This window comes from Acinetobacter sp., from assembly GCF_036666595.1.
Classification (GTDB): Bacteria; Pseudomonadota; Gammaproteobacteria; order Pseudomonadales; family Moraxellaceae; genus Acinetobacter.
This window is the reverse complement of record NZ_JAVWVO010000005.1, coordinates 195,361-210,578: the sequence shown is the minus strand read 5'-3', so window position 1 is coordinate 210,578 and position 15,218 is coordinate 195,361. Positions and strand designations below refer to the sequence as shown.

The 15,218-nt window shown below is 42.7% G+C and carries 11 protein-coding genes and 3 tRNA genes; 5 read left to right on the top strand and 9 right to left on the bottom strand.

Features of this window, described 5'->3' with window-relative positions; all coding sequences use genetic code 11:
• Positions 1 to 190: 190 nt before the first annotated feature.
• Positions 191 to 481 carry a hypothetical protein gene (locus RR876_RS09100; protein ID WP_332477176.1) on the bottom strand — a complete coding sequence of 97 codons (291 nt, stop codon included), beginning with the start codon at positions 479 to 481 and terminating at the stop codon, positions 191 to 193.
• Positions 482 to 653: 172 nt separating this feature from the next.
• Here RR876_RS09100 and RR876_RS09095 point away from each other — a divergent pair, with 172 nt between their 5' ends.
• A complete protein-coding gene (locus tag RR876_RS09095; RefSeq protein ID WP_332477177.1) occupies positions 654 to 1,751 on the top strand; it encodes an HPP family protein in 1,098 nt (365 codons plus the stop codon).
• Between the two features lie 96 nt (positions 1,752 to 1,847).
• Here RR876_RS09095 and RR876_RS09090 read toward each other — a convergent pair whose 3' ends face one another.
• On the bottom strand, positions 1,848 to 2,123 hold the full coding sequence (locus tag RR876_RS09090; RefSeq protein ID WP_004692583.1) for a PspC domain-containing protein: 276 nt from the start codon (positions 2,121 to 2,123) through the stop codon (positions 1,848 to 1,850).
• Between the two features lie 281 nt (positions 2,124 to 2,404).
• Here RR876_RS09090 and RR876_RS09085 point away from each other — a divergent pair, with 281 nt between their 5' ends.
• On the top strand, positions 2,405 to 3,049 hold the full coding sequence (locus RR876_RS09085) for a hypothetical protein (RefSeq protein WP_332477178.1): 645 nt from the start codon (positions 2,405 to 2,407) through the stop codon (positions 3,047 to 3,049).
• Between the two features lie 143 nt (positions 3,050 to 3,192).
• On the opposite strand, the gene RR876_RS09080 is transcribed toward RR876_RS09085, so the two are convergent.
• From RR876_RS09080 to RR876_RS09060, 5 genes are all read right to left on the bottom strand, one after another.
• Positions 3,193 to 3,268: transfer RNA gene (locus RR876_RS09080), tRNA-Lys, on the bottom strand.
• A 101-nt stretch (positions 3,269 to 3,369) separates the two neighbouring features.
• Positions 3,370 to 3,445: transfer RNA gene (locus RR876_RS09075), tRNA-Lys, on the bottom strand.
• 19 nt (positions 3,446 to 3,464) lie between these two features.
• A tRNA-Lys gene (locus RR876_RS09070) sits at positions 3,465 to 3,540 on the bottom strand.
• Between the two features lie 130 nt (positions 3,541 to 3,670).
• Positions 3,671 to 5,512, bottom strand: coding sequence for a long-chain-acyl-CoA synthetase (locus RR876_RS09065; protein ID WP_332477179.1), 1,842 nt, complete (start codon positions 5,510 to 5,512; stop codon positions 3,671 to 3,673).
• A gap of 170 nt (positions 5,513 to 5,682) precedes the next feature.
• Positions 5,683 to 9,165, bottom strand: a complete 3,483-nt coding sequence (locus RR876_RS09060) for an Rne/Rng family ribonuclease (protein WP_332477180.1) — start codon at positions 9,163 to 9,165, stop codon at positions 5,683 to 5,685.
• A gap of 757 nt (positions 9,166 to 9,922) precedes the next feature.
• Between RR876_RS09060 and RR876_RS09055 the strand changes: the two genes are divergently transcribed.
• Together RR876_RS09055 and RR876_RS09050 are read left to right on the top strand one after the other, a co-directional pair.
• Positions 9,923 to 10,861 carry an RluA family pseudouridine synthase gene (locus RR876_RS09055; protein WP_126038381.1) on the top strand — a complete coding sequence of 313 codons (939 nt, stop codon included), beginning with the start codon at positions 9,923 to 9,925 and terminating at the stop codon, positions 10,859 to 10,861.
• A gap of 269 nt (positions 10,862 to 11,130) precedes the next feature.
• Positions 11,131 to 11,799 (top strand): HAD-IA family hydrolase, encoded by a 669-nt coding sequence (locus RR876_RS09050; RefSeq protein WP_332477181.1) that lies wholly within the window; start codon positions 11,131 to 11,133, stop codon positions 11,797 to 11,799.
• A gap of 260 nt (positions 11,800 to 12,059) precedes the next feature.
• Here RR876_RS09050 and RR876_RS09045 read toward each other — a convergent pair whose 3' ends face one another.
• Together RR876_RS09045 and hcaR are read right to left on the bottom strand one after the other, a co-directional pair.
• Positions 12,060 to 12,737 (bottom strand): DUF1345 domain-containing protein, encoded by a 678-nt coding sequence (locus RR876_RS09045; RefSeq protein WP_114392485.1) that lies wholly within the window; start codon positions 12,735 to 12,737, stop codon positions 12,060 to 12,062.
• Positions 12,738 to 13,037: 300 nt separating this feature from the next.
• On the bottom strand, positions 13,038 to 13,937 hold the full coding sequence (hcaR, locus tag RR876_RS09040) for a DNA-binding transcriptional regulator HcaR (protein WP_332477182.1): 900 nt from the start codon (positions 13,935 to 13,937) through the stop codon (positions 13,038 to 13,040).
• 318 nt (positions 13,938 to 14,255) lie between these two features.
• On the opposite strand from hcaR, the gene RR876_RS09035 reads away from it, so the two are divergent.
• Positions 14,256 to 15,194, top strand: a complete 939-nt coding sequence (locus RR876_RS09035; protein ID WP_332477183.1) for a cation diffusion facilitator family transporter — start codon at positions 14,256 to 14,258, stop codon at positions 15,192 to 15,194.
• The last annotated feature ends 24 nt before the right edge of the window (positions 15,195 to 15,218 follow it).

Here is a 15,218-nt window from a genome sequence, read left to right as displayed (position 1 = left end):
GTATCTCAATGTTTCTAAATGAGTATGAAGATCATGGGCTAACATAACAAAATGGGTCTCGGGATAAGGCCATTTGGCATGATTGTCAAAGTGAGAAACTGAATTTCCAAGTGACAATTCAAGTGTTAATAATTCATTTAAGCAGTCGCAGATTTCAAGTTTTTCAGTCATTTTTTATTCTTTTCATAAATTATCCAATAAGAAGGTGATGATGCACGGTGCAGTAAGCATCTGTATGCCAATTAGAATGCATATCTCGATTAACCTGAGCTTGAACATTTGGGTGTTGGGGAAAATTAAGATTTTTTAAATGCAGAGATTGTTTTAGATAAATCAAATGACGTCCTTCTTTGGGCCACTGTCCATGAGTATCGTAACCAGAGATGTTGTTGCCTTGTTTCACTTCAAATTGAATCAGGGCAATTAAGCATTCACATAAACCTAAAGTTTCAAGGTGATCTTCATATTTGAATTTTCCCAAGACGTCTACCTTTCTTCTTATAAAAATTAAACTCTTGCGCTAAATATAGACTTTGCTGATAACAATTGAAATAACAAAATTGATATCTCTAAGATGTAAAATAGATGCATCTTATTGCTGAGACCGCGTATAATTTTGCACTGGTTAAGTGCGAAAAAGTAGAAGGGCGGCTGTGTTTCATATGCAACTTGAATGGTTAAATACCTTAAAACCGAATTTTAAAGTGTTACCGCTAAAGGAAAGAATGCTCTGTGGTTTGGGTGCATTGTTGGGATTAGCACTGTCTTCACTCATGAGTTGGTGGCTTTTGGGTGGGATCAATGCATGGTATATCGCCCCGATGGGTGCGTCCTCGGTGTTGCTTTTTGCCGTACCAGCCAGTCCTTTGGCTCAGCCATGGAATATTGTGATTGGGAATACGATTGCAGCCGTAATTGGGGTGACCTGTGCACTCTATATTTCCAACTTAACAGAAGCATTTAGTGTTGCTGTGGCTTTGTCGATTATTTTGATGATGACGACAGACTCTTTGCATCCACCGAGTGGTGCTGTGGCGATTACAGCGGTGTTGGGAGGTGAGACGGTACACGAGTTAGGTTATCAGTTTGTGTTTTATCCTGTTTTACTCAACTCGATCTTACTTCTCGTGATTGCGATTGTGTTCAACCGTTTACTCGGGAAGCAATACCCAACTGTGGCGCAAGTCAACACCCGTAGCACCGATCCGACCCCAACCCAGAAGGTCACGATTCAACCTGAAGATATTCATCAAGTTTTAGCCCAAGAAACGCAGTTACTCGACATCAGTGAATATGATTTACAAAAACTGATTTTAAAAGCGCAAGCGCAGGCCGATACGCGTTTTCATATAGACTTACGTTGTCGGGACATTATGAGTAAAGATGTCCTGTGTTTATATGAAGATGAAGACATTCAAGTCGCTGTGGAAAAATTTAAACAGGTCAATTTGATGAGTTTACCTGTGTTAAATCGAGCTGAACAAGTATGCGGCACCTTAGCTTTATATGAAGTAGTGGAGTGGTTCCAAAAGGCAACGGATTTGCGTACCTCTTGGCAAGATAAAGTGCAGCACATTATGAGGCGTCAGGTGGTCACGGTACAGCCGGATCAAGAACTACAAGATTTGATCCCGTACTTTGTTGAACGTTCTTTTAACTATATTCCTGTGGTTGAAAACAAGGCTTTGGTCGGCATGATTAGCCGTGCTGATATGATTGCAGCGTTGTATCGTCTGTTACAACATCGTTAAGTCATGTGAGTGTCGTGGGCAAAAAAAAGCTACGACACTTTGGGGGAAGTGGTCGTAGCATAAAAAGAAACTTTTTTTGAGACGAAAGATGTGCGCTTATGGGTTGCGATGATCTGGATTAACGGTACGCATCGTATTGCTATAACCCGATCGGGCTTGTGGAGAATGCTCGATTTGGTCTTTTTGTTTCGGCATCACCAACCAAAGAATCAGGTAAACCAAAATTCCGGGAAATGCTGCACTTAACAGTGAAATGGTGATGAAAACAATACGAAGTAAATTTGCGTTCCAACCAAAACGTTCAGCAATACCACCCATCACACCAGCAATCATGTTTGAGCGGTTTGAGCGATATAAACCAACATTGGCCATCTAGGTCTCCTTAAAAATTAAAATTTGAGTGGCTTTATGCACCCATAGTTTAAAAATGGAGATGGAATTACATTTTTAAAGGTGAAGAAGTCGATTAAAAAGTAAAGTTATGTAAAGAGATAAAAGCTATGGTTTTGATCGGGATTAAAATGTGCTCTATTTGGCGTTGAGCCAATTGCTTAAAGTCAGCAAGTCATTTGAATTCGAGAAAACATCAAGGGTTAGGATGGAAAATTCGTGATGGTTATGGAGATTAATCACGTGCAGGAAGTGAGTGTGGAATGAAGTTGAAACGAAAGCATCAGGGTTTGATTGGCGCATTACTGCAAGGAGCGGTGGGGCTAATCGGTGTATCGTTAGCTGGCTGTGATGGTGGGCTCTCGGAGGCGTCACAACAACATGAAAATAGCATGGTAGAGGATGCTGCTGTTCCGCCTGAGTCGGGGAAGAAGCTGACTGAGGTGGCAGGACGGGCAACCATGCAAGATGATTCGGAGTATGCACCTCGTACGCTTGATATTGGTGAACAGCAGTTCATTGGGCGTTATCGTACACAAATTCAATGTGATGGTTATTTTTTCCCTTGTGAAACGGGGAAGGCTGATTTTATTCTCAATTTTTTACCTGATGGTACGGTGCATCGCAGCATTGTGCGTTTAGGTAAGGTCTTTTCGGAAAAACAGCGACCTGGGTTTTCAAACTTAAGTTACCGCCGTGATACATGGACCATGAATAAAGAGCGAACTGAGCTGATCGTCCATCGTAAAGAGGGGATTAATTTTTATTATCGCGTGGTGGATTCGCAAACGCTGCAAATGGATTTGGATAAAAGTAATAATCTAGATACCAATAACCAAAAATTGTATGCGCGAGGTTTTCCGAAATTAGAGCGTGCGTATACGTTAAAGCGTGAGCCTAATTCATAGTTAAAATGGAATTGGGCAAAGCAATAGAATAAGACTGAAGAATAAAAATAGTGAAGAAATGAACAGCGTGCGAATTTTATGACTTAAATAGCATGTTGCTAAATAAATGTCATATCAATGCAATTAAAGAGGATTTAAATAAATGGTGGGTCGTCCGCGATTCGAACGCGGGACCAACGGATTAAAAGTCCGCTGCTCTACCAGCTGAGCTAACGACCCTGAGCAAGGTGTGCGAAAGAGTATTCGCTGAAAGTTTAAAAAGAAATTTTTAAAGCATTCGAACCTGAGCAGGTTTGTAAAATTAGATTTTACAAGAAAGATGGTGGGTCGTCCGCGATTCGAACGCGGGACCAACGGATTAAAAGTCCGCTGCTCTACCAGCTGAGCTAACGACCCATCAAGGGTATCAAAGGAATGGTGGGTCGTCCGCGATTCGAACGCGGGACCAACGGATTAAAAGTCCGCTGCTCTACCAGCTGAGCTAACGACCCATATCATTTGATGGAGCGTATTGTAGCAAGATATGCATCGAGCGCAAGTAAAAAATCGCAAACTTGTTGATGTTTGATTATAAATACAACAAATTTGCGATTAGGTAGCTAAAAAACAAGCAATTCGCGTTTAGAAGCGATATTGATAGGCTTGAATGTTATCAAAGACTTGTTGTGTTAAATCTGCATAGGCACTGCTGTTGGGTAACAGGATCAGCAAACGCTCATCAGTTTTCTTTGGGTCAAAGGCTTGTTCTTTGAGCTTGTTCTTTTGGTATTTAAACGTCCCCGTAGTTTCAACTTGCTTTTGTACGCGTAAGAAAACGGGTACAGCATAGGCAGGCAGACATTTCTTAAAGCTCACGAGCATTTGGGCTAAATCCTGCTCATTCAGTTCAGCGCCATCTGCCAGTGTAATCGCAGCCATCCCCGCACGACCATTGGTGTTTGGAATTTCAACACCATATACCACAGCTTCGGTGATTTTGTCATATTCACTAACCATGTTTTCAACTTCAGTCGTGGACACATTTTCGCCTTTCCAGCGGAAAGTATCGCCTAAGCGGTCAACGAATTGAGCATGACGAAAACCAATGTCGCGAACTAAGTCGCCTGTGTTGAAGTAAGCATCTCCAGACTTGAAGACATCTTTAAGAATCACCGATTTATTTTTTTCAGGGTCAGTATAGCCATCAAAAGGAGAACGGCGAGTAATTTTACCAATCAATAAACCAACTTCACCTTTTTTGACTTTGATACAGCCACCTTTGGCATCATAAACAGGCGCATTTTTTTCTTTATCAAACTGGATAATGGCATAAGGCGTAGGTGAAAAGCCGACAGTGTTGTCAAAGTTGAATACATTGCTAAAGCCGACATTACCTTCACTCGATGCATAAAGCTCTAGAATTTCTTCAATACCAAACCGCTGTTTGAATTTGTCCCAAATATTCGGACGCATGCCATTACCAATCATTTTGGTGACACGGTGGCCTTTTTCTAACGCTGAAGGTGATGCATCCATGAGGTAGCGACATAACTCACCGACATAGCCAATGGCAGAGGCATCAAACTTTTGCACATCTTTCCAAAAAGCAGAAGTGGAGTATTTACGGCGCAAAGCCAAAGTGCCCGCGCCCGCAATCACACCACACCAACACACCACAATGCCCGTTGCATGGTACAACGGCAGGGTGACATACATTACATCGTCTTGGCCGAGGTTGAGCACGTGCCCGTAGGTTCCATAAGCCAACGTCCAGCGGCTATGCGTGAAAATCACGGCTTTAGGTAAACCGGTTGTGCCTGAGGTATAAATATAAAATAAGCCATCTTTACCCAGCACACTGTGTGTGGTTGGGGTATTGAACTTAGCAAAGGCATCAATTTTTTCAGCAAGATTACTGAAACCTTGTGGCGCAAGGCCTGCATCTTTTTGGGTTTCTTGGTCAGCAAACCAATAGAAACGATCCGCAGAGAGATTTAAATCATGACGGATTTCATCAACTGCGACACGACATTCTTCACCCACGATGACTGCGATGGGTTTGACCAGATTAATACTATGCGCCAGCACTTTACCGACTTGAGAGGTGTTGACTAAAGCTGCAGTAACGCCAATTTTGGCAAGTGCAATCACGGTTGCAACCAATTCAGGACGGTTTTCAATCATCACTGTGATGACATCACCCTTTTTTGCCCCAATGGATAAAAAATAATGCCCGATTTGGTTTGCCCATTCGTTGAGGGCTTGGTAGCTAAATTTTTGCTCTTCAAAAAGCAAGGCCATACCGTGAGGGTTACGCTTCACTGCTTTTTCAAAAGCAATCCCGAGACCTGCTGGGGTGTTTGGGGTACGTAAATATGCTTGCTTTAATCCACTGAGTAAGTTCGGAACTTTACTGATGAATTGAGGAAGTTTTGCTGCAACGTCAGTAATACCAATGAGGTCATGTGATGGGTGTTGGCTCATATGAATCCTAATTATTTTATGCAATCCAATGCGTTTGAATAGTGTTCAGTTTCTACACTTGTTCTTTTAATCGTTTCGGTCTAGTGCAATCAACCTAATCTGATGAAAATAACAAAAAAACCTAGCCACTGACATGACTAGGTTTTTTAAATTGACAACTCTAGGGCGAATTACGACTCAGTCGGGCTCGCTTTTTTCGGTGGACGACCACGTGGACGACGTGGACGAACAGGCTTGTCCGAGTCTGATTTATCTGACTCGTCCGCAGCTGTTTCCGCTACAGTTTCAGTGGCTTCTACTTTTTCAGCTTGCTTTGATGCTCTAGGTGCTTTGGTTTGAACTGGAGCAACAACGACTTCCACTTCTTCTTCAACCACAGCTACATCAGTCGAGCTTTTCACTTCATTGCTTTCAACGACAACGGGTGCTTCGCTTTCTGTTGCAAGAACAGGTTCGCTTTCCTGTGGAGTTACAGCTGCAGCTTCAGCAGCAGGCGTTTCCGCAACAATCGCTGTTTCAGGCGCTGACGATTCAGCAACAGGTGTTGTTTCGCGTGCTTGTTTGGCTTGTTCAGCAGCAAGTTTAGCTAAGCGACGACGCTCACGCGGGTCATTTGCAACACGTTGTTCAGACACAGGTGCAGGCGGTGTCAGGTCCAATACTGGAACTGGCTCTGCTTCAGGCTGCGCTTTTGTGATTTCAACATCACGGGTGACAGGTTTTTTCTCTGCTTCAACAGCAGGCGTTGTCACAGTTTTGCTTAACGTTGCTGCATACTCTTCAGTAAATTTCTGAAGGGCACGGTTGAAGGTTGGAATTAAACCAAACTGCTCAATCAGCACTGAACAGTCTTCACCATAGACATGGCGAATCAAGCTGCTGATGGTGTACTGACCTAAAGTTGGCACCTGTGAAGGTGTGAGTTTAGGTGTTTCAGTTTGCTGTGTGTGTGCAGCGCGTTGTTGGCGACGGCGTTGACGTGGGTCATTGCTGGCACGTTTTACGCTTTCACGGGGTTTTTGCTCTACTTCTTGTTCAGCAGGTGCTGCTACAACTTCAGCTGCTTTCTCCTGTACCACTTTCTCAGCTTTTACTTCAACTTCTGCTTTCGCAACAGCCGCTTGCTGAGGCTTGGTTTCGGTTGCTGTGTGTACGGGCGGAGTTAATGCTACGATTTCACTTTGCGCTTGATCGACATTGACCACATGGGCTGTTGTGATCATTTCTTGACGCGGTGCTTCAATCAACTCAACTTTAACTTGAGGTTCTTGAACTACAGCTGGCGCTGTTTCAGTCGCTTGCTCATTCAATACACTTGGGTCGCGGTGGCGATTTGGGCGTTCTGGACGAGGTTGGTTGCGACGGTCACGACGTGGCATTGCATTTTGCTGTTCGTTTTGAACATCAGTGTTTTGCTGTTGCTCACCGTGTTGGCGACGTGATGAACGCTTGTTTTCACGCGGTTCTTGACGTTGCTGCTCACTGCGCTCTGGACGGTCTTGACGTTGTTGTTCACTGCGCTCAGAACGTTGTTCATGACGGTCTTGGCGTTGTGGTTCATTCCGTTCAGGACGTTGTTCATAACGATCTTGGCGCTGTTGATCTTGACGAGAGACCTGCACAATTTCTTCATGAACTTGGTTGTCATGTTGCGCATTTTGCTCACGTGACTCTTTGTGCTTATTAGGGCGCTTTTTGTTGTGGCGTGTACCACGTTCTTCTTTCTCTGCATGCTTATCTTCACGGTGTTCAGATTTTGCATGAACAGGTGCAGAGCTCATGTAGACATTGTTGCTTGACGCGACAGGTGCTGCAGCAGGCGTACCAACTTGACCAAACTGACCACGGCTCACTGCACCACCATTCACCATTTGCTCAATGGCAGCAGCAGCATTATTTGCAGAACGTGATTGATCGACAGTCGCAGCTTGTTTTTGTACAAACAAGTTCTCTAACCATGCACATGGGCTGCTTGAAGGTGCAGTTTGGGCAGGAGCTTGTTGAGAGACTTGTTGTTGTGGCGCGTTGTTACGCGGTTTTTTGTTGCCTTTTTCTTGTTGTACAGGCGCAGGAGCGGCATGTTGATGCACATGATCTGCACCATCTAAATGCCAGTCTGATGACTCGTAACCCAACTCTTTTTCGCTTGAACGTGTTGCTTCTGTACGTTCATAGCTGGTTGGTGCAAAGCCTTCAGGGTTATACGAAATTTCGTAATGCGGTGTTTCTAAGTGTGGGTGCGGAAGCACAGTCACACGAACACCTGAGGTTTGTTCGAGGTAAACCAAAGTGTGACGCTTTTCATTCAATAAGAATGCTGCAATTTCAACTGGAACCTGTACTTGAACTTCACCATGACGTTCACGCAGCGCAATTTCTTCTACTTTACGCATGATTGAAAGTGACAATGAACGCAAGTCACGGACCATACCTGTGCCATGACAGCGCGGGCAGACATAACCTGTTGCTTCTTCAAGCGAAGGGCGTAGACGTTGACGGCTCATTTCCATCAAGCCAAAACGAGACAATTGACCGAATTGGATACGGGCACGGTCGCTTTGTGTTGCTTCGCGAAGTTTCGCCTCCACCATACGTTGGTTGCGGTCTTTGGTCATGTCGATAAAGTCGATTACGACCAAACCACCAATGTCACGTAAACGCAGTTGACGAGCAATTTCTTCTGCCGCTTCAAGGTTGGTATTGAGCGCTGTATCTTCAACGTCACTACCACGGGTCGATTTTGCAGAGTTAATGTCGATTGACACTAATGCTTCGGTTTGGTCAATAACGATTGAACCGCCTGAAGGAAGTTTAACTTCACGTTCATAAGCGGTTTGAATTTGGCTTTCAATACCAAAATGCGCAAATAACGGTTCATTTAGCGTATAGGTTTTTAACTTGTCGATTTGACGAGGCATGACTGCTTTTACGAAGTTATAGGCTTCGTTATAGGCTTGCTCTGAATCAATTAGGATTTCAGCAACATCATCACGTAAATAATCACGAATCGCACGCGTCACCACACCCGCTTCTTGATGCACCAACATTGGTGATGGACCAGAACTTGCTGTGTTTTGGATTTGAGCCCAAAGATCAAGTAAGTGCTGTAGGTCAAGTTGTAACTCTTCTTGAGAACGGCCGATACCCGCAGTACGTACAATCACGCTCATGCCACGAGGTACATTTAACGACGCCAACATCTCTTTCAATTCTTCACGTACTGAACCTGAAATTTGACGGCTAATACCACCACCTTTCGGGTTGTTTGGCATAAGTACCAAATAGCGACCAGCTAAAGAAATGAAGGTAGAAAGGGCAGCACCTTTGTTACCACGTTCTTCCTTTTCAACTTGAACCAAAAGCTCTGTGCCTTCAGTAATCAATTCGCGAATGTTTGAAGTTTGGCGTGGGTCTGCTTGGTAATATGAATTTGCGATTTCACGCATAGACAAGAAGCCTTGACGTCCCGCACCATATTCAACAAACACGGCTTCTAAAGAAGGCTCAACGCGAGTCACGTGACCTTTGTAGATATTAGATTTTTTTTGTTCACGGGTACGATTCTCTAAGTCAAAATCGTAAAGACGCTGCCCAGTGACAAGTGCAACGCGAATCTCTTCTGCATGTGTTGCATTAATCAACATACGTTTCATGGGTGTAACACCTAATAGTGATACACAGCAAACTATCGCTAAACACGTAGCGAACATCAAACATCACGGACCAATTTTGCTCAGATCTCAAATAAACCGATTGTGGTCTGAGTTTTATTACCTGCCTTTTTGATCGGCTTGGGTTTTGATTCACATATTGATGATGGCAATACGGCTTCAATCTTTAAACGATTAAAGTCTCCTGCGCGTTTCACTGGCGGACAAGCGGTGCATTGGATGTAAGTAACTTTCACTGTCACATTTGCTCGAAGAGCAACCCTTCTTTTTGGATAGGGTGTCTTGATACGGAATTATCATCGTACCTTTACAACTGAACAGATCCATATGCATCAACGCTGTGGCCTGAATACGACATCAGGGAGCGACTAATCTGATGTATATCAGTTTACGTTTAAAAACCAACCTTCGTTGGTCACATATTTTTTTGGGGCAAACTGATTTATGTGCAGATGCACAATTAAACCTAACAGTTTGCTGTTTTGCCGATATAATAAGCCTTCGGCGTCGGCATAATTCTTTTGGGACCGTTCCAAGCTGAGTTGAGTTATTTTCTTAACTATTCAATTTAAAATTGAAATGATTAAGCTTTTGACTCACTTATGGTGGTATCCGTGCGCTGACTATATCAAACCTTGTACCATCTGCCTATGGGCTAAGCTAGTCTTTCTTGTGTAAAGCATAGCTTAAATGGTCATTTTTTATTCAAATTCCGTATTTTTTAGGTCGCAGTAACTGTATGAATTCTACCCAACAATGGCAAAACGTGACGTGGTTTGAAGTGGACGAGCATCAAGCAGGGCAACGGATTGATAACTTTTTATTTAGCCGTTTAAAAGGTGTGCCTAAAAGTCGTATTTATCGCCTGATTCGTGAAGGTCAGGTTCGCGTGAATAAAAAGCGTATAAAAGCAGAAACTAAGCTGTCTATTGGTGACCAAGTTCGTGTGGCCCCGATTCGCTATGAACAAAAAGATGAAAATGCGGCCCCTGTTTCTGACAAAGTAGCACAGAGTTTACTCAGCCGTGTAGTGTATGAAGATGAAGGCTTGATGGTTGTCAATAAACCATCTGGGATTGCTGTACATGGCGGCAGTGGTGTGGCTTATGGTCTGATTGAAGGCTTACGTGCGGCAACAGGTAAAAAATACTTAGAACTGATTCATCGTATTGACCGTGATACCTCTGGTTTGGTGATGATTTCTAAAAAACGTAGTGTGTTAAAAAGTTTGCAAGACATGTTGCGTGAACACAAAATTAAGAAAACTTATGCCGCTGTAGTCAAAGGTGTGGTGAGTTTAGACAAGCAGTTAATTGATGCACCTTTGCACCGTTATGAACTGGCTAATGGTGAACGTCGTGTGCGTGTGTCAAGTGAAGGTAAAGAGTCTAAAACGCAATGGAATGTGGCTGAACGTTTTATGCATGCAACCTTAGTTTATGCATCGCCACTTTCAGGGCGTACCCATCAAATTCGTGTGCATGGTTTAAGCATTGGTCATCCATTGGTCGGTGATGATAAATATGGTCATGAAACAGAATATAAAGGACCGAAACCGCGTCGTTTATGTCTGCATGCAATGCGTTTAGACATTCCTGGTTATGCACCGATTGAAGCGCCGTTACCTGAAGATATGCAGAGTATTGTGGCGCAGTTAAGAGCGCAGAAGAAGGATTAAACCTTTTCCCTCTCTTTCTGAGAGAGGTGATAAAGCCATGACTTTTGTTGGTTGTGATTAATTTAAAAGGATGCTGTATTGGTCATCTTTGCTTTTCAAAGATGAAAAGTAACAAAAATCTTTTGTTGAGCTGATGGAACATCCTGAACGCGCTTTAAGCACTGCTTTAAAGCGAAGTGCCAGTCAGCTCAATGGCGATATCCTTGTCGCCATCGTGTAGCAAATGCATCGTGTAAATTGTCTTCATAAAAGTAAATATTGGACCCAGCATGAATAAACCTGTAGAACTGATTATCTTTGATTGGGATGGGACATTATTTGATTCAGTGGGGCAGATTGTGGCGAGTTTATTGTTTGCCGCGCAGCAATTTGCACAACCTTTAACTGCTAATGCAGCAAAAAGTATTATTGGTTTAGGTTTGCCAGAAGTAGCGCAGCGATTATTTCCTCAAGTGCCTGAGCTACATACTGAGATTTTGCAATGTTATGCCGAGCATTATGTGGCGAACTCGAAAGGCGATGTCTGGTTCGACGGCGTGGCCGATATGTTGAATGGCTTACGTGAAGCAGGTTTACAGTTGGCGGTTGCGACAGGTAAAAGCCGTAAAGGCTTAGATCGAGTATTGGCACAAACACAGAGCCAAGCACTATTTGTGACAACGCGTGCTGCAAGTGAAACCAAGTCCAAACCGCATCCTTTGATGTTGGAAGAAATTTTAGCTGAAACGGGGGTGTCTGCTGAACGCGCGATTATGGTGGGTGATACCAGTTATGACCTAGAAATGGCGCGTAATATTGCCATGCCGAGAATCGGGGTGAGCTATGGGGTGCATACACCTGAAACGCTCAGACAATATCAACCTTTGGCCATCGCAGATGATGTGCCGAGCTTGCAGCAGCATTTATTACAATATGTTGACCTTAAACAAGTGATTTAACTTGAGTGACTTAAACATATAGCCATCTGGATGATGGTCAGAGTGAGCCTGCCTGTGTTGGGTCGATCATCTTTAAAGCTTTTGTCTTTAGTATGTTTTAAGGCGAATGAACGGTTGATTGAATTTTTAGATTTGTGATTTGAAAAAGCTCTTTGAAGGGGCTTTTTTTGTGCCATTTTTGTCGAAAGGACTTCAATCATCGTCTTTATATTGGATATTTGTCATTTGCGAGGATGACCAAGAAATGAGAAATAAGATGTTTAAAGCGTGATAAAACCCGCCGCGACATTGATGCTAATGGCGAGAATAGAGGTGTTAAAACCATAAGCCAAAATAATGTGTAGAATATTGAGAATACGCATCGAACGCGAAGTAATAGAAACATCCGCGGTTTGCGCAGAAGTACCAATCACATAACTAAAATATAAAAAGTCGGGATAGGTCGGTTGAGCCGTTTTGGGAAAGTCTAAGCCTGCATCTTGTTGATCTGCGAGAGCCAGATAATAATCATGCGCATAATGAATGGCAAACACGGTATGCATAAAGAACCATGCACTAATAATGGTGAGTAAGGACAGTGCTAAGTGCCCATATTTGATGGTTGGGTCATTCGGAAGATGAGTCAACTCTAATACAATCGCAATTAAGCACATGAGCAAAGTCATGATCACCAACAGTAGAATGATCCATTTACTGGCATCTTGCTGTTGTGCATGTTGCAGAATGTGCCGATGGTCAACAGACCACAGGGTGGTCATAGTTTTGACTAAATAACTTGAGACGGCAATATTCCAACTGATCAATAAATTGGTCGACCAAGACCAGTCGGTAAATGTATTCAGCAGCGTATAAAAAACAGCAGTTAGCAAAAAACTAATGAAAAAGAAGGGGCGAAATTTCATTGCTGTTTTTAAACGCTGCAAAGTGGGCATCGGCATAATTTTCTCCTTCTTCATTTTATTTTTTTCGTGCAGCTAAAGTCGCAAGATCTACTTCAGTACCAGTCTGTGTTCGGACTTCAGCTGTAGGGAACTTGACAAAAGCCAGTTTTTATTAGCCTATCCTAGCTTAAAAAGAATGCAAAATGAAAAAGCGAGATGTCATCGACATCGCTTAAAAACAAAAGAATGAAAATCCGCTTGGTATGCAGAGTATAGTTCTATAAGAAAGGCGCGTAGCTATTTCTGCAGAAATAGTGGCGCACCGAATGAGATGAGTAATGAGGACTCACTGTAGACTTATTCGCGGTTAATATCCAAATAAAATACCCGAGTCAGTAATTCTAAAAATCTAGTTACTGCTAGTGAGCTGTTATTTTTACGATAGTTCACATACAGATCCAAATACGGCAGCTCAACCTCAAGTGGACGAATTACCGTGTTATTCATGCTTAGTGGCGCAATGTAACCGGGTAAAATTGTACAGCCGAGCCCCAAGCCAATTGCGTTGATATTGAATAGGATGTTGTCTGCTTTTTGCACAATGTTAAATTCAATATTGTGGGCTTTGGCAAATTCCAAAATGATCTGGTGCAAAGTCTGTGACTGCTCGGCTGCGGGAATAATAAAATCAATACCATTTAACGCTTTAACAGGAATTCGCTCATATTTGGCCAAAGGATGGTCTTTCGGTAACAGGAAAATGAGTGGTTCACGCAGTACAAACTGGCTTTCGATTTCATCACTATGGACATTATTTCGTGTAAAGCTAATGTCCAATTCACCTTTTTTCAGCAAACGCAGTTGCTCAGTATTGTTCATACTGAACAACTCAATTTTTAACTCTGGGTTTTGTACTCTTAAATTGGGCAGCACATAAGGAAAGATTTTCATTTCCGCCACAGGGACAAAACCAATGCGGAGCATCTGCTGTTTGGCTTGTGACACTTGGCGTGCCATAGCGACCGCTTTGTCTGCTTGAGCCAAGGTAAGACGTGCTTGTTCAAGGAAAACTGCACCTTCTTCTGTGAGTTCAACTTTTCGCTTGGTTCGATACAGTAACTGTACGCCGACATCTTCCTCAAGGTCTTTGATTTGCTGACTTAAAGAGGGTTGGGCGGTATAAAGTTTCAGTGCTGCTTTACTAAAGTTCAGTTCTTCAGCAACAGTAATGAAATAGCGAAGGTGTCTAAGTTCCATATAAATAACCCACTGACTAATCCAAAAAATGTCTTACCATGACTGCGGTAAAGTATAATCGATAAACAATGATGCCGTGAAGATGATTCAATTATTTAGAAAATAAATGATCTTGGATTGAGTCTTAAGACTTTTCTATACGAAATAACTTTTTTAATAATTGCTAAAAGGTATTAATTAAATATTGAAAATAGTTCATTCCAATCACCTGAAATTCGGGTGAGGTGAACTACATAAAAATACAATTGCGTTTTGCTGAAATTGGATATGATAAAAACATAAATATAATTTAATTGAACATATGGGCTAAAAATCGATATGGCAGATTCAAATAAACTGGTGGTCTATGCCGCGCTGTTGGGTAATTTAGCCATTGCGCTGGTAAAGTTTATTGCGGCTTATCTGACCAATAGCTCTGCCATGTTGAGTGAAGCCATTCACTCTGTTGTGGATACCTTAAACGAAATTTTACTGTTATATGGACTGAAGAAGTCGAATAAACCTGCCAATTTTAATCATCCTTTTGGCTACGGGCGAGAGCTGTATTTTTGGGCCTTCATTGTGTCCCTCATGGTCTTTGCCTTAGGGGCATTGGTGTCTATGTATAATGGGATCATGCACATTTTGCATCCTGAACCAATTTTAAATCCGACCATTAATTATGTTGTACTTGGTTTTGCATTTGTAAGTGAGGGGACGTCATGGTGTGTTGCCCTGAAAGTGTTTCGTAAGGCCAAAGGTCAGCAAGGTTATTTTGAGGCCTTTCGTCGCAGTAAAGACCCAACCACGTTTACCGTTCTGTTTGAAGATTCCGCTGCGTTAATCGGTCTATTGATTGCCTTTCTGGGTATTTATTTGGCGCATCGTTTAAATATGCCTGCACTGGATGGGGTGGCATCCATTCTGATTGGACTGGTTCTGGCGGTATCTGCTTTTCTACTGGCACGAGAAACCAAAGGTTTATTGCTTGGTGAAACCGCAGACCTGCATGTACGGCAAAATATCTTAAAAATTGCCCAAGAGGATGAAGGTGTATTGTCGGCCAACGGTTTACTGACCGAGCAAATGGGCGCCAAACAGGTTTTAGCCTCATTGAGCGTGGAGTTTGAAGATCACCTCACTACCGATGAGATAGAAGCGTGTGTTAATCGAATTGAAGTAAAAATTAAACAAAAACATCCTGAAATTGTGGCACTCTTTGTGAAGCCGCAATCAAAAAAAGTGTGGTTAGAGCGAATGCAAGGACGCTTGGAATAGGTTAAGGTAGAGGTCAGTTTTCAA

Excerpts from the sequence above, each read along its gene's own strand:
- RR876_RS09050 (WP_332477181.1), top strand. The coding sequence starts at position 11,131 with ATGAATAAACCTGTAGAACTGATTATCTTTGATTGGGATGGGACATTA.
- RR876_RS09060 (WP_332477180.1), bottom strand. The coding sequence starts at position 9,165 with ATGAAACGTATGTTGATTAATGCAACACATGCAGAAGAGATTCGCGTT.
- RR876_RS09035 (WP_332477183.1), top strand. The coding sequence starts at position 14,256 with ATGGCAGATTCAAATAAACTGGTGGTCTATGCCGCGCTGTTGGGTAAT.
- RR876_RS09085 (WP_332477178.1), top strand. The coding sequence starts at position 2,405 with ATGAAGTTGAAACGAAAGCATCAGGGTTTGATTGGCGCATTACTGCAA.
- hcaR (WP_332477182.1), bottom strand. The coding sequence starts at position 13,937 with ATGGAACTTAGACACCTTCGCTATTTCATTACTGTTGCTGAAGAACTG.
- RR876_RS09055 (WP_126038381.1), top strand. The coding sequence starts at position 9,923 with ATGAATTCTACCCAACAATGGCAAAACGTGACGTGGTTTGAAGTGGAC.
- RR876_RS09090 (WP_004692583.1), bottom strand. The coding sequence starts at position 2,123 with ATGGCCAATGTTGGTTTATATCGCTCAAACCGCTCAAACATGATTGCT.
- RR876_RS09065 (WP_332477179.1), bottom strand. The coding sequence starts at position 5,512 with ATGAGCCAACACCCATCACATGACCTCATTGGTATTACTGACGTTGCA.
- RR876_RS09045 (WP_114392485.1), bottom strand. The coding sequence starts at position 12,737 with ATGCCGATGCCCACTTTGCAGCGTTTAAAAACAGCAATGAAATTTCGC.